The organism is Prauserella isguenensis, from assembly GCF_014191605.1.
GTDB classification, from domain to species: Bacteria; Actinomycetota; Actinomycetes; order Mycobacteriales; family Pseudonocardiaceae; genus Prauserella; species Prauserella isguenensis.
The window spans coordinates 732,836-752,608 of sequence record NZ_JACHWU010000002.1; the positions used below are offsets into that span (position 1 = coordinate 732,836).

17 protein-coding genes are annotated in these 19,773 nt (G+C 69.4%); 9 read left to right on the forward strand and 8 right to left on the reverse strand.

What is annotated here, in order from left to right:
• Positions 1–102: 102 nt before the first annotated feature.
• The 3 genes from FHS23_RS11900 to FHS23_RS11910 all read left to right on the forward strand — a co-directional run bounded on the left by FHS23_RS11900 (position 103) and on the right by FHS23_RS11910 (position 3,465).
• On the forward strand, positions 103–873 hold the full coding sequence (locus tag FHS23_RS11900) for a TetR/AcrR family transcriptional regulator (RefSeq protein WP_183653198.1): 771 nt from the start codon (positions 103–105) through the stop codon (positions 871–873).
• A 203-nt stretch (positions 874–1,076) separates the two neighbouring features.
• Positions 1,077–2,639: a long-chain-fatty-acid--CoA ligase gene (locus tag FHS23_RS11905; RefSeq protein WP_183653909.1), complete on the forward strand. Its 1,563-nt coding sequence runs from the start codon at positions 1,077–1,079 to the stop codon at positions 2,637–2,639.
• A gap of 58 nt (positions 2,640–2,697) precedes the next feature.
• Positions 2,698–3,465 carry a tyrosine-protein phosphatase gene (locus tag FHS23_RS11910; RefSeq protein WP_183653912.1) on the forward strand — a complete coding sequence of 256 codons (768 nt, stop codon included), beginning with the start codon at positions 2,698–2,700 and terminating at the stop codon, positions 3,463–3,465.
• 97 nt (positions 3,466–3,562) lie between these two features.
• Here FHS23_RS11910 and FHS23_RS11915 read toward each other — a convergent pair whose 3' ends face one another.
• Together FHS23_RS11915 and FHS23_RS11920 are read right to left on the reverse strand one after the other, a co-directional pair.
• Complete coding sequence (locus FHS23_RS11915) at positions 3,563–4,180, reverse strand: class I SAM-dependent methyltransferase (protein ID WP_183653201.1); 618 nt, start codon at positions 4,178–4,180, stop codon at positions 3,563–3,565.
• Positions 4,181–4,295: 115 nt separating this feature from the next.
• Positions 4,296–5,018 carry a vitamin K epoxide reductase family protein gene (locus tag FHS23_RS11920; RefSeq protein WP_183653204.1) on the reverse strand — a complete coding sequence of 241 codons (723 nt, stop codon included), beginning with the start codon at positions 5,016–5,018 and terminating at the stop codon, positions 4,296–4,298.
• A 171-nt stretch (positions 5,019–5,189) separates the two neighbouring features.
• On the opposite strand from FHS23_RS11920, the gene FHS23_RS11925 reads away from it, so the two are divergent.
• Genes FHS23_RS11925 through FHS23_RS11935 form a run of 3 tightly spaced genes read left to right on the forward strand, consistent with a single transcriptional unit; the run spans position 5,190 to position 9,352 of the window.
• On the forward strand, positions 5,190–6,320 hold the full coding sequence (locus FHS23_RS11925) for an MBL fold metallo-hydrolase (RefSeq protein ID WP_183653207.1): 1,131 nt from the start codon (positions 5,190–5,192) through the stop codon (positions 6,318–6,320).
• Positions 6,317–8,701, forward strand: a complete 2,385-nt coding sequence (locus tag FHS23_RS11930; RefSeq protein WP_183653210.1) for an acetyl-CoA acetyltransferase — start codon at positions 6,317–6,319, stop codon at positions 8,699–8,701. Before FHS23_RS11925 ends, FHS23_RS11930 begins: the two co-directional genes overlap by 4 nt.
• Positions 8,702–8,734: 33 nt before the next feature.
• On the forward strand, positions 8,735–9,352 hold the full coding sequence (locus FHS23_RS11935) for a TetR/AcrR family transcriptional regulator (protein ID WP_183653212.1): 618 nt from the start codon (positions 8,735–8,737) through the stop codon (positions 9,350–9,352).
• Between the two features lie 94 nt (positions 9,353–9,446).
• Here the strand turns inward: FHS23_RS11935 and FHS23_RS11940 are convergent, their stop codons facing one another.
• Complete coding sequence (locus tag FHS23_RS11940; RefSeq protein WP_183653215.1) at positions 9,447–9,683, reverse strand: hypothetical protein; 237 nt, start codon at positions 9,681–9,683, stop codon at positions 9,447–9,449.
• 320 nt (positions 9,684–10,003) lie between these two features.
• Positions 10,004–10,741, reverse strand: coding sequence for a GAP family protein (locus FHS23_RS11945; RefSeq protein WP_183653219.1), 738 nt, complete (start codon positions 10,739–10,741; stop codon positions 10,004–10,006).
• Positions 10,742–10,827: 86 nt separating this feature from the next.
• Between FHS23_RS11945 and FHS23_RS11950 the strand changes: the two genes are divergently transcribed.
• The 3 genes from FHS23_RS11950 to FHS23_RS11960 all read left to right on the forward strand — a co-directional run bounded on the left by FHS23_RS11950 (position 10,828) and on the right by FHS23_RS11960 (position 13,733).
• On the forward strand, positions 10,828–11,436 hold the full coding sequence (locus FHS23_RS11950; RefSeq protein ID WP_183653222.1) for a TetR/AcrR family transcriptional regulator: 609 nt from the start codon (positions 10,828–10,830) through the stop codon (positions 11,434–11,436).
• 205 nt (positions 11,437–11,641) lie between these two features.
• Positions 11,642–13,129 (forward strand): hypothetical protein, encoded by a 1,488-nt coding sequence (locus FHS23_RS11955; protein WP_183653225.1) that lies wholly within the window; start codon positions 11,642–11,644, stop codon positions 13,127–13,129.
• A 73-nt stretch (positions 13,130–13,202) separates the two neighbouring features.
• On the forward strand, positions 13,203–13,733 hold the full coding sequence (locus FHS23_RS11960) for a glyoxalase superfamily protein (RefSeq protein ID WP_183653228.1): 531 nt from the start codon (positions 13,203–13,205) through the stop codon (positions 13,731–13,733).
• Between the two features lie 79 nt (positions 13,734–13,812).
• On the opposite strand, the gene FHS23_RS11965 is transcribed toward FHS23_RS11960, so the two are convergent.
• The 4 genes from FHS23_RS11965 to fdh form a co-directional block, all read right to left on the reverse strand.
• Positions 13,813–14,370 (reverse strand): TetR/AcrR family transcriptional regulator, encoded by a 558-nt coding sequence (locus tag FHS23_RS11965; RefSeq protein WP_183653233.1) that lies wholly within the window; start codon positions 14,368–14,370, stop codon positions 13,813–13,815.
• A gap of 84 nt (positions 14,371–14,454) precedes the next feature.
• Positions 14,455–15,453 carry an NrfD/PsrC family molybdoenzyme membrane anchor subunit gene (nrfD, locus tag FHS23_RS11970; protein WP_221219339.1) on the reverse strand — a complete coding sequence of 333 codons (999 nt, stop codon included), beginning with the start codon at positions 15,451–15,453 and terminating at the stop codon, positions 14,455–14,457.
• Complete coding sequence (locus FHS23_RS11975; protein WP_183653236.1) at positions 15,450–16,379, reverse strand: 4Fe-4S dicluster domain-containing protein; 930 nt, start codon at positions 16,377–16,379, stop codon at positions 15,450–15,452. Before FHS23_RS11975 ends, nrfD begins: the two co-directional genes overlap by 4 nt.
• A complete protein-coding gene (gene fdh / locus FHS23_RS11980; RefSeq protein WP_183653239.1) occupies positions 16,376–19,741 on the reverse strand; it encodes a formate dehydrogenase in 3,366 nt (1,121 codons plus the stop codon). The genes FHS23_RS11975 and fdh overlap by 4 nt, the downstream gene beginning before the upstream one ends.
• Positions 19,742–19,773 lie beyond the last annotated feature (32 nt).

A 19,773-nucleotide genomic window follows, 5' to 3' on the forward strand; every position in this document is an offset into this window, starting at 1 on the left:
GGCTCCTCCTTGAACCGAGACGTTGCCGTGAGCCTGCCCTGCCTCACCGCGAACAGTCAATGCCGACTGTTCCCGAACGCCGGCCGGCCTTACGCTGCGGACATGACCGATCGCGCCCGCCCTCCGGATGGAGGAACGCCTCGCGACCCGGCGCCCACCGCGACCCCCGGCCCGGGCACCGGCTCGCTGACAGCCCCGCGCACCTCCAAAACCCCGCGCGCTTCCAAGACACCGCGCACTTCCAAGACGGAGCGCGACCCCGACGGACCGCGCAGCCGTGAGGAACGCAGTGCGGGCAGCCGCGAACTGATCCTCGACGCCGCCGTCGACTGTCTCGTCGACAGCGGCTACGCGGGCGCGTCGACGCTCGCGATCCAGGCCAGGGCGGGCGTGTCCCGGGGCAGACTGCTGCACCACTTCCCCTCACGGGACGGGTTGCTCGTCGCCGCGGTACAGCACCTCGCCGGCCGGCGCCTCAGGGAGACCGAGATCCGCGTGTCCGATGCGCTGTCCGGCCATCCCGACGGTCCCGAACGTGTGGACCGGTGCATCGAACTGCTCTGGGCGACGTTCCACGAGCAGCATTTCTGGGCCGCGGTGGAACTGTGGACGGCCGCGCGCACCAACGAGGCGCTCGCGAACGCGTTGCGCCCGGCCGAACGGCAGCTGCGCGAGTCGATCCGCGCCGTCACCGATCGCATCTGGAGCTCGTCGGTCCGCGACCATCCGCGCTACGACGAGTTGCGCGAACTGCTGTTCACCAGCATGCGCGGCGCGGCGCTGCCGTACTCCTTCGAAACCCGGAACCCGGCCCACGACCGCCACGTCGCCGTCTGGAAATCCACCGCCCGGGCGCTGCTGTACGGCGAATAGCGATTAACCGTCACCTTGACCGTGACCGCCACGCCGGGCGACTATGGCGCCGGTCACAACGTGTCACCGTCACGCACTTCCGCGTCGCCGACGACGGCGACCCACCCAGGATGGCGAGGTCAACGATGTCCGCACCGTCTGCAGTCACCCCGGATTCCCGCCCCGCCCCGGCGATTCCCCGGATGCTGGGGCGGGGCATGACGATGGGCGACCAGCTCGCCCGGCACGCACGCACGATCGGTGACGAACCCGCGTTCGTCTTCGAAGGGACGGTGCGCACCTACCGTGAGCTCGACGCGCGCGTGAGCCGACTGGCCAACGCCCTGCGCGACAGCGGCGTCGGACAGGGCGACCGGATCGCCGTGCTGGGCCTGAACACGCTCGAGGTGATCGAGGCGTTCTTCGCCGCCACACGTCTCGGGGGCATCTGCGTACCCGTCAACTTCCGCCTCGCCGCCGGGGAGATCGCCTACGTACTCGGCGACAGCGGTGCCGCAGCCGCTGTGGTGCACGCGCCCCTGGCCGAGACGTACGCGCAGGCGGCGAGCGACCTCGCCGATCCGCCGGCGGCCCTCGTCTACGGCGACGACGCTGCCGCGGTCGGATCCGTGCCGGACGCGGTGGACTACGAACAGGCACTGGACACCGCATCGCCCGAGTTCGACGAGCTGCGCGTCGACGAGCACGACCCGGCGTTCATCATGTACACCTCCGGCACGACGGGGAAACCGAAAGGCGCGGTGCTGACGCACTTCAACCTCGTCATGCACGCGTTCAGCAATATGGCTACGGTCGGCATCACCGGCGAGGACCGCGTGTGGATGGCCGCCGCTCCCCTGTTCCACATCGCCGGGATGTCCGGCCTGCTGCCGACCCTGCTCATGGGCGGGCGCACCGTGCTGTCCCCGTCGGGACGGTTCGACCCGGTGGCCATGCTGGACACGTTCGAGCGCGAACGCGTGTCGTCGGTGTTCTTGGTGCCCGCGCAGTGGCAGGCGATTGTCTCGGTGCCGGACATCGACCGACGTGACCTGTCGTGCCTGAAGAAGATCTCCTGGGGCGCGGCTCCCGCCTCGACGACCCTGCTGCACACGATCATGGAGAAGTTCCCGCAGGCGGAGCTGTCGACGGCGTTCGGGCAGACCGAGTGCAGCCCGATCACGACGCTGCTGCGCGGCGAGGACTCGCTGCGCAAGATCGGCTCGGTGGGCACGCCGATGCTGGGCGTCGAGGTGCGCGTGGTGGACGACGACATGAACGACGTCCCGCGCGGCGAGGTCGGCGAGATCGTCTACCGCAGCCCTATGGTGATGAAGGAGTACTGGAACAAGCCCGCGGAGACCGCGGAGGTGTTCCGCGGCGGCTGGTTCCACTCCGGTGACCTGGTCCGGCAGGACGAGGACGGCTACTTCTACGTCGTCGACCGTAAGAAGGACATGATCATCTCCGGTGGGGAGAACATCTACTGCGCCGAGGTCGAGGACGTGCTCGCCGGCCACCCGAAGATCGCCGAGGTCGCGTTGATCGGCATGGCCGACGAGAAGTGGGGCGAGACGCCGCTGGCCGTGCTCGCGCCGCGTGAGGAGGGCGACCCGCCGACGGCGGCCGAGCTCGAGGAGTGGTGCACGCAACGGCTGGCCCGGTACAAACGGCCGCGGAAGCTGGCGGTCCTGCCCGCGTTGCCGCGCAATCCCAGCGGCAAGGTGCTCAAGACGACGCTGCGTGCCGACCGCGACTCCGGGGCGCTGCCGATCGAGTCGGTGTGAACGCCGCTCACGTTCTGGAAGACTGGACGATGTGACGCATCTGGCGAACCCCGAAGGCATCCTCTGGCTCGAACTCGACGGCGCGGTCAACATCCGCGACGTCGGCGGCATCCCGACCACCGACGGCACCACGACCGCCCGGAACCGGCTGCTGCGGGCCGACAACCTGCAGGACCTGTCGGCGGCCGACCTCGGCCTGCTCGTGGACACCATCGGCCTCGACACGGTCGTCGACCTGCGCACCGCGCACGAGATCGACTCCGAAGGGCCGGGGCCGCTGCGCGCCTACTCACGCGTGCGACACGTCCACCACTCGCTGCTGCCCGACGGCGGTGACGACGCCCTGCTCGCCCGCGCCGACGGGGACTCCGACTCCGATTCCGGCGACGTGGCCGGGTTCGACCGGGTGGTCGCGCACTACCTCGGGTACGTCGCCCACCGGCCGGACAGCATCGTGGGTGCGCTGCGGACGATCACCGACGCGCCGGGAGCCGCGCTGGTGCACTGCGCGGCCGGCAAGGACCGGACGGGCGTCGTCACGGCGTTCACGCTCGAGATCGCAGGCGTCGACCGGGAGGCGATCGCGGCCGACTACGCCGCCACCGCACACCGGATCGAGGCGATCATCGGCAGGCTGCGCCGTTCCGAGACCTACCGCGAGGACGTCGACCGCAAGACGATCGACGAACACCGGCCGCGCGCCGAGTCGATGGAGCGATTCCTCCGCGAGGTCGACGCCCGGCACGGCGGGGTGCGGCCGTATCTGCACACCCACGGTTTCGGCCGGGACGAGGCCGAGCGCCTGCGCGCCAAGCTGCGCGACTGACCTACCTGAGGCCGACCTACCTGCGGCTGACGGGCCCGCGGCTGACGGAGGCCGCGCCGCACAGTGACACCGGCCGCCCGGCGCACCCGCCGGTGAGTCAGAGGGGTGCGCGGGCGAGCAGCCGTGTCGTCGTGTCGGTCGCCTGTTCGGCCAGCACCGTGAATCCGGCGGGCAGGCGAGCCGACAGGCCCCCGTGCCGGACGCGGTACGGATGTGGCGATCCCGCACCGCCTTGGCCCGGCGGCTGAGCCTGCCGCGCCTGGTCGTGCAGCGGTTCGTCCTGCCGCAGCGCCTCCCAGCCGAGCAGTCCGCCCGGCGCGACAGCGGCCGCAGCCGCGGTGAACGCCGCCTCGTCCCAGAACCGGGTGGCGAGCACGAGCGCCCATCGTCCGGTGTGCGCCTCGCCGGTGAGCGTGGCCGTCGCGTCGGCGCACACGCGGTCGATGCGCGAGCCCAGTCCGCGCCGGGCCGCCTCGTCGCGCAGCTGGGCCAACGCCAGGTCGGAGACGTCGACGACGGTCACCGCGCGGCCCTGCCCGGCCAGCGCGAGCGCGCTTCCGGACCGGCCGCCGGCGAGTTCCAGCACCGGCCCACCGGGCAGCTCCGCGGCGAGTGCGTCCGCGACGAGCGGGTGCGGGGTGAAGGAAGGCCGCCGCGCCGCGTACCGCTCGTTCCACCGGCTCCGGTCCGCCGCGACGGCGTCGGCGTCACTCATGGCCCGCTCCTCGCTCATACCGGCCCCTCACGCCCCCTGACTCCGCGCTCAGCGTGTTCCGAGGACACCGCGGTTGAGGACACCGCGGTTCCGAGGACACCGCGATTCCGAGAGCTCACAGCAGGTCCGAGAAGTAGTCCCAGAAGCGCTGTACGACCAGGAACACGACGAGCGCCAGCCACAGCGCCAGCCCCCACAGGTGATGACGCACCGGCCTCGGAGCGATCCCCGGCAAGTGCCCGGCCGCGACGTTGTGGGCCGTCGTGTACCAGAAGACCGGGATGGTCACCGCCCACACGACGAGGCAGTACGGGCACAGCGCTCCGATCTCGTACAGGCTCTGGGTGATCAGCCAGTGCACGAACCCGACGCCGAACAGGGTGCCGGCCTGCATACCGAGCCAGAACCACCGCGGCAACCGAACCCGCGCGAGCACGGCCACGCCGACGGTGACCACGACAGGGAACGCCACCAGGCCGATCAGCGGATTCGGGAAACCGAACGCCGCAGCCTGGTCGCTCTGCATCACCGATGTACAGGAGACGGTCGCATCCAAGGTGCAGCTCGGCCGGTAGTCGGGATTCTCCAGCAGCGCGAGCTTGTCGAGCGTGAGCGCGAACGCGGCGGCCAGGCCGAGCAGTCCGCCGATCGTCAGCACCCAACCGGTGATGCTCCGCAGCCTGCCGCCCACCGGGCCGTCGGTGTCGCCCGACCCGCCTGCGATGTCGCCGTCCGGTCCGTCGGCCGCCCCGGCGTCACCGGCCGGACCCCCCGGGGTGTCGTCGACACCGACCGCTCCGGCCCGATCTCCGCTGTCGTCGCTGTTACTGCCGGACATGCCCCCGGTTTCCCCTTTCTCGACCCTTCCTGCCCGCACGGTACTCACCGCCGGGTGCGCCGCGCGTGAACGGGACGTGATCAAGCACTCGTTGAGTGGTGCCGACACAGCGGGATACGTTCGACGCGGCACTTGTGGACGACGACCGTCTAGGAAGCCGGTGAGTCAGCGTTGACGGACCCGACCAGCCGAACGAGCCCGCCCGAGGGCGTCACGGTCCTCGGCACCGCCCAGTGGACGGCGTGGCAGCGGCGCACGCTGCCACCGGTCGAGCGGGTGTCCGGCGGAATCTGGTCCGTGCCGGTGCCCATCCCCCACAACCCGCTGCGCTACACGCTCAGTTACGTCATGGAGGGCGACGGCGGGCTGCTCGTCGTCGACCCGGGCTGGGATTCGCAGGAGGGCTGGGACGCGCTGCAGGCCGGGCTCGCCGCGGCGGGCGCGGTGCCCGGCGACGTGGCCGGCATCGTGGCCACGCACATCCACCCCGACCACCACGGCCTGTCGGAACGGCTCCGCGAGCTGTCCGGCGCCTGGATCGCGATGCACCCGGCGGAGCGCGACACACTCCCCCAGCGCATGTCCGGTGTCCTCGGCGCGCACGGCACGCTCACCGCGTGGCTGCGGAACCGGGGTGCGTCCGACGAGGACGCCCACGCGCTCGGCGGGCCGTTCGACGCCCGCGACCCGGAGGCCGCCGCGATGGCCGAGCCGGACGTACTGCTCGAGGACGGGGACCTCGTCCCACTGGCCGGGCGGACGCTGCGGACCGTGTGGACGCCGGGGCACACCCCCGGCCACCTGTGCCTGCAGGCGGTCGACGAGCGATTGCTGCTCACCGGTGACCACGTGCTGCCACGCATCACCCCGAACATCGGGCTGTACCCGGGCGGAACCGGCTCTCCGCTGGCGGACTTCTTCACCTCGCTCGCGCGCACCAAGGACTTCGACGACCACGACGCGCTGCCGGCGCACGAGTACCGCTTCCGCGGACTCGGCGAGCGCACCCGCTTGCTGGCCGAGCACCACGAGCGGCGGTGCCAGGAGATCGTCGACGTGGTGGCCGGGCTGGGCACGCCGACGCCGTGGGAGGTCGCCACGCACCTGACGTGGTCCCGGCCGTGGGCCGAGGTGGGGCACATGCGGATCAGCGCGCTCGCCGAGACCGAATCGCACCTCGACCACCTCGTCACCGAGGGCAGGCTCGCGTGGCACGGCAGTCCCGGAAACGGTCCCGCACCGCCGGCCCGCGTCCGTCTCGCCGCATCCCCCACGCCGACCACCGCAAGGAGTACGACATGACCGCCGCGCCCACCGTCGACGATCTGGACCCCGCCACGCCGGTGCTGGTGGGCGTCGGCCAGGCCGCCGAACGCATCGACGACGCCGACTACCGGCGGCTCTCCGCCGTCGACCTGGCCGCCGAGGCCGCCCGTGCCGCACTGGCCGACACGGGCGCCGACGCCGACGCGGTCGCTGCGGCCGTCGACACCGCGGCGGGGATGCGCCAGTTCGAGCACTCGACACCCGGCGCGTTCCCTCCGCTGGGCAGTTCGGACAACTATCCGCGATCAGTCGCCGGGCGCGTGGGCGCCGACCCGGGCCGCGCGATCCTCGACGTCGTCGGCGGGCAGGGGCCGCAGCACCTGGTGAACGAGACGGCCGCCGCGATCGCCGCGGGCGAGGCCGAGGTGGCGCTGCTGTTCGGCTCCGAGGCGATCTCGACGGCGCAGCATCTCGCGTCGGCTCGGGACAAGCCCGACTTCACCGAGCACGTCGGCGGACAGCTCGAGGACCGCGGCCGCGGCCTGCAGGGCCTGATGACCCAGGAGCTCCTCGCCGCGGGGCTGGCCGATCCGGCGAGTCAGTACGCGCTGTTCGAGAACGCCCGCCGCGGCAGGCTGAAGTCGTCCCGCGAGGAGTACGCCCGCGCGATGGGCGAGCTGTTCGCTCCGTTCACGTCCGTCGCGGCGCGCAATCCGTACGCCGCGGCGCCGGTCGAACGTTCGGCCGCCGACCTGACGACGGTCACCGAGTCGAACCGGATGATCGCCGATCCGTATCCGCGCTACGTCGTCTCGCGCGACAAGGTCAACCAGGGCGCGGCCGTGCTGGTGACGTCGGTCGCGGCGGCCCGGCGGCTCGGGGTGCCGCGGGAGAAGTGGGTGTTCCTGCACGGCCAGGCCGATCTGCGCGAACGCGACCTCGTCGACCGGGCCGATCTGTCCGCCTATCCGGCGGCGGTCGCGGCGGTGCGGCACACGCTCGACGTCGCCGGGATCGGACTCGACGACGTCGCCGCGTTCGACCTCTACAGCTGCTTCCCCGTCGCCGTGTTCGCACTCTGCGACGGCCTCGGGATCGCGCCGGACGACCCGCGCGGGCTGACGCTCACCGGCGGGCTGCCGTTCTTCGGCGGCGCGGGCAACAACTACTCGATGCACGCGATCGCCGAGGCCGTGACGCTGCTGCGCGACCGGCCGGGCGAGTTCGGCCTCGTGGGCGCCAACGGCGGCATGCTCAGCAAGTACTCGGTCGGGGTGTACTCGACGACACCTGCGCCGTGGCGGCCCGACGACAGCGCCCGACTGCAGGCCGAGCTCGACGCCGCCGAGAAGCCGGGCCACGCCCGCTACGCCGACGGCTGGGCGACGATCGAGACGTTCACCGCCGTGTACGGCAGGTCGGGTTCGCCCAAGGGCGTCGTGGTGGGACGGCTGGAGTCCGACGGCACCCGGTTCGTCGCCAACACCCAGCGGGGCGACGACGAGCTACTGGACCTGCTCACGACCGGCGACCCGGTGGGCACCCGCGTGTACGCACGCTCGTTCGGCTACGGCAACCGCGTCACGGTGACCGAGGAGCGGATGAACGAGTTCCATCCGCCCCGCAGGCCTGCACTGCGCGAGTCCTACGAGCACGTGCTCGTCCGGCGCGACGGGCACGTGCTCGAAGTCACGATCAACCGGCCCGAGGCACGCAACAGCCTGCACCCGGACGCGAACGCCGAGCTGGACGAGATCTTCGACGCCTACTTCGCCGACCCCGACCTGTGGGTCGCGATCCTGACGGGCGCGGGCGACAAGGCGTTCTCGGCGGGCAACGACCTGAGCTACACCGCGTCCGGGAATCTGCCGTGGACGCCGAAGAACGGGTTCGCGGGCCTGACGCATCGTGAGCACCTGCCGAAGCCGGTGATCGCGGCCGTCAACGGATACGCCATGGGCGGCGGTCTGGAGATCGCGATGGCGTGCCACGTCATCGTCGCCGACGAGACGGCGCGGTTCGCGCTCAGCGAGGTCCGGGTCGGGCTCATCGCGGCGGCAGGTGGTCTGGTGCGGTTGCCGCGGACGATCCCGCCGAAGCTGGCGAACGAGATGATCCTGACCGGCAAACGCCTCGACGCCGACGAAGCCGCTCGACACGGGCTCGTGAACCGGGTGGTCGAAGCGGGCGGCGCCGTCGACGGTGCCCGTGAGGTGGCGGCCGAGATCCTCGCCGGATCGCCCACCTCGGTGCGCGCGTCGCTGCAGTTCATGGCCGAGACCGCGGGCGTGGCGGACACGGTGGAGGCCGTCAACCGGCCGTCGTCGGTCATGGACCATCTGCTGGTCGCCGAGGACACGATGGAGGGCATCATGGCGTTCACCCAGAAGCGGGAACCGCAGTGGAAGAACCGCTGACACCACGCCGACGACGCTGATCGGAGCCCGACGATGTCGGCACCCTCGCACCACGACCGAGCACACGCGAGCACCGGCAGGCCACGCGACCCGGAGGTCGACCGCCGGATCGCGCTGGCCGCCGTCGCCGTGTTCGGCGAGGCCGGCTGGGCGGGGTTCAGCGTCGAATCGGTGGCCCGGCAAGCGGGTGTCGGCAAGGCGTCGATCTACCTGCGCTGGGAGACGAAGGAACGGCTGCTGCTGGACGGGCTTGCCGCGCACGTGGCGCCCGTGGTCGACGCCGACACCGGCTCACTGCGTGGAGACCTGACGGCGCTGGCGCGACAGCTGGTCGAGCTGTACGCCGGTCCGAGCAGGCAGGCCGCGTTGCGGATGATGCTCGAGGCACCGATGATCCCCGGCCTCGCCGAGCGGTGCGACGAGCTGCGGCAGGCGCAGGTGAAGGCGGCGCGCGCCATGGTGCGCCGCGGCATCCGGCGCGGCGATCTACCCGACGACAGCTCGGTCACCCTGCTGCTCGACACGCTGTGCGGCGGCGTCATCGCGCACATCCTGTCGACTCCGCAGCACCTGGAGGACGCCGTCCAGGCCGGGCTGGACGAGTTCACCGAGAACCTGGTCGGCTTCCTGCTCGGCTCGACCCGCCCGTAGGGACACGGCCGGATCGGCGGCGGGCCGGGCAAACCCGGAGCGGACCTCTTCCTACCAGTGGTGCGCCTATCGGCGCCAGCAGTGACCGTCAGTGTCATCCCTCGGCCCAGTCGTCGGACTTTGCGGTTCCTCCTTGGCGCTGCTTCGCGTTCTTTCGTCCCAGCAGACTTCCACCGATCAGCGCCGCACCTACAGCGGCTGCTCCTATGTGGAGTGTCGTGAGGGCCGCACCGTCTGCGAAGCGGGACAGCAGCCCGAAGTCATCGTTCCACAAACCACCGATTCCGTTGATAACCAGAATTACTCCGACGATTTCTATTGCTGCCCGCATCAGATCTCACCTTTCGTTGATTGATTTTCGTTCCGACCCGGACTGCCGGTTACCTTCGGCCGCGCATTGGGAACACGGGTGATGTGCGCCTGATGTGGCCGCGGGGCCTGACTTCCCGGACATCGGGGTTCGAGGCCTCGTCGTTGGTTGCAATGACATGAGTGGCAACTTCGTTGGCCCTGAGGCTCAGGTTTCGCCGGTGCAGGCGAAGGACGTGGGTCTCTGTCATGGAACTCTCCAGAACTTCGGTGGGATTCAAGAGAAAAGGGAACGGTTCCGGCCGAGGAGCGCGGCGACAGCTGACGGCTGCGTGTTGCCCATCAGCCGATCCACTCCAGCGCGGATATGGCTCGCAGGGCGAGGATCGCGCCCACGATGCCGATGATCCATGCGGTCGTGGAGTGCGCATGCTTGGTGAGCCAGTGATCCAGCCTGCTCAGCGGCCTCGCAAGCACGGAGTGGGCGACGATACGTCCGAACGTCAGCACGAGGGCTGGGATGATCATGACGAGGCAGTACCCCGCCAACAGGACAGCGTCGCCGGGCCAGCCCGGCCCCCGGGTGGTGATGATTCCGATTGCCGCGAGGTAGGGGATCATCGTCGCGACTTCCACCAGAACCGCAGTGACCGCGAGCGCCATCAGGGCCGCTGCCGACCCGATCGAGACTGCGCCGTCACCCATCGCCGTCGCCCGCCACCGAGAGATGCGTCCTTCACCGTTCGCTGCACGCTCAGCAGCCCGCGCCCTCGCGCCCGTGTTGTCCATCCGGATGCTGACGACGAACAGGCCCAGTCCGATCGCGAGTTGGCCGATCAGGAATGCATCCGTCTCCCGGAGACCGTTGAACGTGTCGATCAGGGCGATGGCACCCACGAGCAGAGCCAGCCCGATGAGAAAGTAGGTCGCCGTTACGACGAGCAGGAACAGCAGGACGCGTCCCACTCGCACCCGACCCGGTGCCATCAGCAGCCAGACCGGGATGAGCAACGTGCCAAAACTCATCGAGTCGACCAATGCGAGCACGATCAACGTGCCCAGGCTCATGGTGTCGGGCATGAGCGCATGCCCTCACTTTCTGGTTTTAGTACGAGTGTGCTTCTATCTTTGACAGCAGCGTAGCACGACCGTGCTAGTATGTGTCCATGCCGCGAACGATGGACAGGGACGCACGTAAGGCTCAGCTCGCGGAGGCGGTGTGGCAGGTGATCCTCGACCAGGGCATCTCGGCGGTTTCGGTTCGTACGGTCGCCGAACATGCGGGTGTCGTCGTCGGTTCGCTCAGGCACGTCTTCCCGACGCGCTCGGAACTCGTGCAGTTCTCCGCCGAGCTCATGATGGAGCGCGTTACTGAGCGGCTTCTCACCGCTACGCCCCACGATGACTCACGCGAGTATGTGGTCGCGAAAATCAAGAACGTCCTTCCCCTCGACCCGGACAGCCGAGCCGAATACGAGGTGAATCTCGCACTCCTCGCCGAGCGTGCCGCAGTGCCGGGACTGCTGCAGGTACGCCTCGACGCACATCACCAGCTCGCCAAACTCTGCGTCCGCCTCGTCGAGATCCTGACAGGACAGTCCGGAACGCCGGCTGTGGCCTCACGGGCGCACCGACTTCACGCACTGATCGACGGGCTCGCATTCCACCTGTTTCATCAGCCCGTCGAGGCCGATACCACCTGGGCACTCGACATCGTCTGGAGCGAGGTGTCGGCTATCGCTGCCGACACGAACAGCGGCGAGATCACGCGCTGAGTCGACTATCCACGATTCATACTCCTGCCACGAGTCGCGAGCGGCTGTTACGTCGCGTCGATCTTCGTGACCTACTTGGACCTGTGGTCCGGGTGGCCTTTTTCGCCGGATCTTCTCAGACCTTTTCCCAGTCCATAATCTTCACATGAATATTAGAAGTCCGTAACCCAATGAGTGCGTCATATTCTCGAACACAGGAGAAAACATGTCCGAGACCACAAAGCTCACCCCCCACGCTTCGCTGCCCACGATCCCCGTTTCGCCCGACTGGTCCGCCGAAGGCCGCGCGGTGCGCACAGTCCTCACGACGCACGCCTGGACCGCGCCGCCCCTCGAGCGCGGCGCACCCGCGCACGACCGCGCTTTCGCCGCACTCAGCGACCTCCGGGTCGACTACGCGCGCTTTCTCCCGTGGTTCTCGCACCCACACGTCTCCGTGCCGGCGCTCGAGGAGCCGACGGACACGGCCACCTCGTGGGACTTCAGCCGGCTCGACCCCTACGTCGAGGATTTCGTCGACGCCGCGCAGGGCCGGCCCGTGGTGGCGAACTTCGCCACGATCCCGCATTGGATGTTCGTCGGCAGCGACGAAGTCTCGATCGGTGACGACCCCTATGAGATCCACTGGAATTACGAACAGGGCACGGTCTTCCGCGACGAAACCCTCGCCGAGGTCGCCGACTACTTCTACCGCCTCGCCAGTTGGTTCATCGCCGGCGGCTTCCACGACGAGCACGGCGCTTGGCACGAATCCGGCCACCACTACCGGTTCGCCTACTGGGAGGTGCTCTGCGAGCCTGACCTGAGACCCATGAGCCCCGAGCTGTACACACGCCTGTACGACGCCATCGTCGCGCGGCTCCGTCCCCTCGATCCCGAAATGCGCTTCATCGGGCTCTCCCTCAGCCACGTGCACCACAACCCGGAGTACTTTTGGCACTTCCTTGATCCCGCCAACCACGCGCCGGGCACCCCGCTCGACGCGGTCTCGATCCACTTCTATGGTGCGCCCGACATCGTGAACCCCTTCAGCTCGGAGGGTAACCCGCCGCCACAGACGTGGGCATCGACGTTCTTCGCTCAGGCCGACGGGTTTCTCGACCAGCTGCGGCTGATCTCCTCCATCGCGCGCCGGCTGTCCCCTGAGACGAGACTGCTCGTCAACGAGGTCGGCACCTATCCTCCGGATCTGATGAACCCGGCTCCGGAGATCCCCGAGGATTACTGGGCGCTCAGCGCCACCGTCCAGACCTACCTATGGGCTCGATGCCTGACGGAGGCGGTCGATCTTGTCGGGATCGCGGAGTTCGCCGGGTATCCCGAGATGATTCCAGGAGTCTCCCTTGTCGATTGGGACAGCGGCGAACCAAACGCTCGCTACCACGCGCTCAAGCTCATGGTCGATCACGTCAAGCCCGGCGACCGGCTCGTACCGACCACAGCAGGCTTTCCCGGCTACCCCGACGCACGCGTGCACGCGCAGGCAGTCGAGACCGCAACCGACCGGCGACTACTCGTACTGGTCAACAAGCGCGACCATCCGATCGATCTTCAGATCGCGGGCTGGGACGGAACCTCCACGCTCCATTCCGTCGAAGCATCGAACCCTGAAGGCACGCCGGTCAGTTACGCCGTACACGACGGCTACCTCACATTGCCCGCCCATTCGTCGGCCGTGCTGATCGACTCGTGAGACTTTCCGACGATTCGTGGAACTCCAACGCGGACACCGACCACGCTGACGGCACGGAGATGGCGACGAACGTATGTACTTCACGCTGAACGACGCCAAGATGGCCGCGCGAACACTGCAACACAATCTGACCGCGACCGAAGCAACCATCAGCCATAGCCGCGCACTGGAGATCGTCTCGCAACAACTCGGATTCACCGACTGGAACACGGCATCAGCACGGCTATCCACAGTCAACCCTGGTACGGGGTCACCAGTCCCGGTGCTGCGCATCCTCGACGAGACCCTGGCAAGGGAATTCTATCTGAACTATCTGGGCTTCAATGTCGAGTGGGAACTCCGTCTCGAACCAGGTATGCCTTCGTACCTGCGAATACGACGTGACGAGACGATCCTCGACCTCTCCGAACATCACGGTGACGGTATACCGGGAACCGTAGTCTGGGTGCCCATAGCCAACGCCGCCACCTTCCTTGCCGACATCTCCAGGCGATCGCACCCACGGCTCAACCCCGGCATCGACCACGACGCTCCCGGCGGGGCCACGATCGAAATCACCGACTCTTTCGGGAACGTCCTCCGCTTTTGCGAAACGCACGACTAAACGGAGTTCCACCGACCGGTTTCTCTGCCAGTCTGCCGATCCGCTCCGCGAGTCGAGAACCGCCCACACCACCTCGCACTCAGGGGGCGGCGCGGAGTTGCGCCGCGATGGTGGCGGCCAACTGCCTGCCCGTGGCCTCGTCGACCTCGGCGTGGCCGATCAGGAGCCGGTACCAGAGCACGCCGTAGACCTGGTCGACGGCGAGATCCGCCGCCACGTCGGGCAGCCATCGCTCGATGATCAGGTACAGCTGCTCCCGCCGGTCGGCGGTGAATTCGGCCAGCACCGCCGCGGCGTGCTCGTCCCTCAGCGCCTCGGACACGATCCCTCGTAGGGTGGCGGTGTACTCGGGCGTGCCCGCGGCGGCGAACGTGGCCGCGATGAACGCCTCGAGGTCGCCTTCCAGGTACCCGGTCGACGTCGTCGGAGCGAGACTCCGCGCCCGTTCGGTCATCGCCTCGAGCACGACCGCACCTTTCGACGGCCACCAGCGGTAGATCGTCTGCTTGCCGACCTGCGCCCGACCCGCGATCGCCCCGAGCGTCACGGGCTCGCCCGCGGCCAGCAGATCGGTGGCCGCCGTCAGGATCGCCGCCCTGGCCTCGTCGTTCCGACGGCGTCCGGTGTGTACACGCATGGGTTGACGGTACCAACGGTCTCGCCTACCCGGCGATCGGTGGCCGAGACCGTCGGTGTCGGCAGAAGCGCAGCCCGCGGCCCGTCAGGCCTGTTCGCCGCGGTCGACGCGCCGCCGCTGCGGCACGACGACGTACTTCGGGTCCCGGGTCGATTCGACACCGGCCTCGAAGATCCCGAACCGCTGCAACGCGCTCCCCGCGAGCAACGCCAACCCCGAGACGACCCCCGCCGTACGGCTCCGGCCGGCGAGCAGACTGGCCAGCGCTCCACCCGCGGTCAGATACTCCGACCACTGCCGCAATCGGTGCGCCTTGCCCGTCCGGTAGGCCTCGCTGACGATGCCGAGCCGCTCGTCCAGCTGGCGGGACGTGACCAGTTCGGTGACGGCGCCGACCGCGGCCAGTCTCCGCGCGGGTTCCGCCTCGTCGACGGGTGCGCAGACCATGCCGAACCCGCCGCCTGCCGCCGCGGCCGAGCCGGCGAACACGAAGGGCAGCCGGTCCCGGGCCTCGTTCCAGGCGGGCACCGCCGTGTGCGACAGCAGCACAGCCGTGTACGACGCCACGCCCGGCGCCAGCGCGGCCGACGCCAGACCGGCCGGGCGGGCCAACGCGCCCAGCAGTTTTCCGAGCCACGTCCGCCGCAGCCGGGACGGTAGAACCTCCGCCACCGCCGCGGCGCCGACACCCGGACCGTAGGCCACGAGCAGCCACGTGCCGACGCTCATCGGGGAGCTCGGCTTCGCCACGCGCAGCATGTGATGGAAGCGTTCGGGCCTGCCCAGATCGGCGATCAGCAGGTACGTGCTCGCGCCGAGACCGCCCAGCGCACCGAGGCGCGTGGCCTTGCGCAGCCGCGGCCGCCGCGTCAGGTCGGCCCCCGCGGCGAGCTCGGCGCACGCCGCCGACAATCCACCCGTGAACAGGTACGCGGGCACGAGCCACTCCCATACCGGCTCCTTCAGCACCCGCCTGCCGTAGTAGGAGCGGAAATCCCCGTCGGAGGCTGCATCCGACGCCGCGGCGGGCGCGGTTCGCTGTTGCGCTGCGTCGGCGCTCATGCGGCCCAGCGACCGGCTCATCGGCGGCTCCGTCCGAAGAAGACGGACACGGCCGTCGCGGCGAACGCCGCAGCGGCCACGCCCGCACGCGCCCACATCGACCCGGCGTCCCGCGTCGGCACCACCGGGTCGGGAGGCAGTCCGTACACCTCGGGCTCGTCCAGCAGCAGGAAGAACGCCCCGTCGCCACCGACGCCGTCGTTCGGGTCCTCGCCGTACAGCCGCGCCTCGGTGATGCCGCGATCGTGCAACGTCGCCACCCGCTCGCGCGCCCGCTCCCGCAGTTCGTCCAACGGTCCGAACTGGATCGAGTCGGTCGGACAGGCCTTGGCGCAGGCCGGCTCCAAGCCGTCGCCCAGCCGGTCGTAGCACATGGTGCACTTCCACGCCCTGCCGTCGTCCTCCCGACGGTCGATCACGCCGTAGGGACAGCCCGACACGCAGTACCCGCAGCCGTTGCAGATGTCGTCCTGCACGACGACCGTCCCGAACTCGGTGCGGAACAGCGCGCCGGTCGGGCAGACGTCGAGACAGCCGGCGTGCGTGCAGTGTTTGCACACGTCGGAGCTCATCAGCCACCGGAAGTCGGTTCGCGTCTCCTCGCCCGTCCCGGCTCCGGGCAGGTCGAACGACGGGAGTCCGAGGTCGACCGCGTCCGCCTCGCGCGCCGGGGCCGACTCGCGCGGAGGCGCGGGCTGTTCGATGAAGGCCACGTGCCGCCACGAGTTCGCGCTCAACTCGCCCGTGTTGTCGAAGGACATGCCGAGCAGGTCGAAGCCGTCGTCCGGGAGGAGGTTCCACTCCTTGCACGCCACCTCGCACGCCTTGCAGCCGATGCACACCGACGTGTCGGTGAAGAATCCGACCCGCTCCGGGTGCTCGGTGTACCCGGCATCACCCGAGACGTCGTCCAGCGGCCCGTAGAAGCTCTCCCGCGAGACGGTCATGCGTCCTCCTCCCGATCGGTCGTGCCCTGTGCTGTCGTGTGCGATCCGGTACTCCCCGGCGCCGTCGTGTCCGAAGTCGCCGCAGCATCCGACGCGGTCGTGTGCGCCGTCACCACGTGCGTGCCGGTCTCCACCGTCACCCCGGCACGCCTGCGGTACTCCGCCAGGTACTCCAACAGCTCGCATCCCCGTGGCCGCCTGCCGGGACGGATGTCGCACGTGGCGACCTTGCTCTCCTGGATCATCGTGTTCGGATCCAGGACCACGCCGAGCAGATCGTTGACGACGTCGCCGTCGACCTTGCCGCTCGGCCCCCAGTGGTACGGCATCCACACCTGGTGCACCACCCGGCCGTCGAGCCGCAACGGCCGCATGCGCTCGGTGACGAGCACCCGCGCGTCGACGGCCGCGCGGCTCGTGACCACGTGGGCCCAGTCGAGGTTCTCCAGCCCGCGCTCGGCCGCCAGCTGCGGCGAGACCTCCACGAACAGCGCGGGCTGCAGCTCCGACAGGTACGCCAACTGCCTGCTCATACCGCCGGCCGTGTGGTGTTCGGTCAGCCGGGCCGCGGTGAACACGAACGGGAACACGTCACCGCCGCCCTCCGGAGGCGCCGGGTTCGACGGGTTGTCCTCGCGCCCGTACACCTTGCGCGCCGGACTGCCCTGCTGGCCGTAGAGCAGGTTCGGCATCGGCGACTCGTGCGGTTCGTAATGCGTGGGTAGCGGGCCGTCGACGACGCCGCTCGGCGCGAACAGCCACGCCTTGCCGTCGGCCTGCATGATGAACGGATCGTCCCCGGCGAGCGCACCCGGACCCGCCTCGCCGTACTCGGGTTCGAACTCGGGCGGCGTGGTCTTCGGGAAGTCCGGCACGTCGTGGCCGGTCCACTCGCCGCGCTCGGCGTCCCACCAGACGAGCTTCTTGCGCTCGCTCCACGGCCTGCCCTGCGGGTCGGCGGAGGCGCGGTTGTAGAGCACCCGCCGGTTGGCGGGCCACGCCCAGCCCCATTCGAGCGCCGTCTCGTCCTGCTCGGTCCGCGCGGTGCGGTTGCGGGCGTGGTTGACACCGCCCGCGTAGACGCCGCTGTAGATCCAGCAGCCCGCGGCGGTCGTGCCGTCGGACGTGAGCTGTTGGTAGCTGTCGAGGAGTTCGCCCGTCGTCAGGTCCACCCCGTTGATGCGGCGCAGCACGTCGTCGGCCGAGGGTTCGGGGAACTCGCCGTCGCCCTCGGTGCGGTAGTCCCACGCCAGGTCCAGCAACGGCCGGTCCCGCTCGTCGGTCGAGGTGGCCAGCTTGCGCCGCAGGATCCGACCCAGGTGGTAGATGAACCACAACTCGGAACGCTGATCACCGCGCGGCTCGAGAGCACGGTCGCGCCACTGCAGCATCCGCTGGGTCTGGGTGAACGTGCCCTCCTTCTCCACGTGCGAGGCAGCAGGGAAGAAGAACACCTCGGTGCGGCACTGCTCGGCGGTGATCTCGCCGGTCTCGATCTCCGGCGCGTTGCGCCAGAACTCGGCGCTCTCGATCATCGTCAGGTCACGCACGACGAGCCAGTCGAGGTTGGCCATGCCGAGCCGCTGCAACCGGCCGTGCGCGGAGCCGACCGCGGGATTCTGACCGAGCAGGAAGTAGCCGAACACCTTCCCGTCGATCATGTCCATCACGGTGCGATACGTGCCGTGGTCGCCGTCGATGCGCGGCAGGTAGTCGAACCGGTAGTCGTTCTCCTCCGTGGCCGCCTCGCCCCAGTACTCCTTGAGCAGCGAGACGATGTAGTCGTCGGCGTTGTGCCAGTAGCCCTTCTGGTGCGTGCCGCGGATCGACTCGACGTAGTCCCGCTTGTCGGCGTGCCGCGCGTCGGGCATCGGCAGGTAACCGGGCAGCAGGTTGTAAAGCGTCGGGATGTCGGTCGAGCCCTGGATGCTCGCGTGCCCGCGCAGTGCCAGCACTCCCCCGCCGGGCCTGCCGATGTTGCCGAGCAGCAACTGGATGATCGCGCCCGCGCGGATGTACTGGGCGCCCATCGAGTGCTGCGTCCAGCCGACGCTGTAGACCAGCGCCGCGGTGTGTTCCCGTCCGGACGCGCTCGTCCATGCCCGGCACACTTCGAGGAAGTCCTCGCGGGAGACGCCGCAGATGCGCTCCACCATCTCCGGCGTGTACCGGGAGAAGTGGCGTTTCAGGATCTGGAAGACACAGCGCGGGTGCTCGAGCGTCTGGTCCGTCGCGATGCCGGTGCCGCTCTCGAGCTTCGGCCCGCCCGACCCGTGCTGCTCGCCCGCGGACTGTTCCCGGTGCCGCTCGCTCTCGACCGAGTCCTCGGGGAAGCCGTTCTCGTACTGCCACGTCGACGTGTCGTACGTGCCCGTCTCCGGGTCGTAACCCGAGAACAGTCCGTCGAGGTCCTCCGTGTCGACGAACTCCTCACCGACGAGGAACGACGCGTTCGTGTAGGCGCGCACGTACTCCCGGAAGTCCAGGTCGTTCGACAGGATGTGGTTGATCACCCCGCCGAGGAACGCGATGTCCGAACCCGCCCGCAGCGGGACGTGCTTGTCCGCGAGCGCGCTCGTCCGCGTGAACCGCGGGTCGATGTGCAGCACCTTGGCGCCGCGCGCCTTCGCCTCCATGACCCACTGGAAACCCACCGGATGGGCTTCGGCCATGTTCGAGCCCATGATGACGATGCAGTCGGCGTTGGCCAGGTCCTGCTGATAGTCCGTCGCGCCACCGCGACCGAAGGAGGCTCCCAGACCGGGAACCGTGGCGGAGTGTCAAATACGCGCCTGGTTCTCGATCTGCACCGCGCCGAGCGCCGTGAAGAGCTTCTTGATCAGGTAGTTCTCTTCGTTGTCGAGGGTCGCCCCTCCCAGGCTGGCGATGCCCTGCGTCCGCCGGAGCGGCTTGCCGTCGGCGTCGGTGTCCTGCCAGCCCTTGCGGCGGGCGTCGAGCACGCGGTCGGCGAGCATGTCCAGCGCCGTCGGCAGGTCCAACTCCTGCCACTCCGTGCCGTACGGCGCCCGGTACAGCACTCGCTCCTCACGGTGGTCACCGGTGACGAGCTGCTTGCTGGCCGACCCCTTCGGGCACAACCGCCCCCGTGAGATCGGACTGTCCGGGTTGCCCTCGATCTGCAGGACCCGCTCACCGCCGTCGTCACTGCCGACGTAGACGTTCTGGGAGCAGCCGACCGCGCAGTACGGGCAGACGGACGCCGTCACCCGGTCGGCGTCGGCGGTACGCGGTTCGCGCTCGCGGGACTGCGGCGACGCCGCGGCGTCGCCCCTGCCGAGCCGGTCGGCACCCGTGAGCTGGCGATAGACCGGCCAGGACCGGATCCAATCGCTCACACCCATGGACAATCCTCCACTCGGCCTCGTCGCTTACC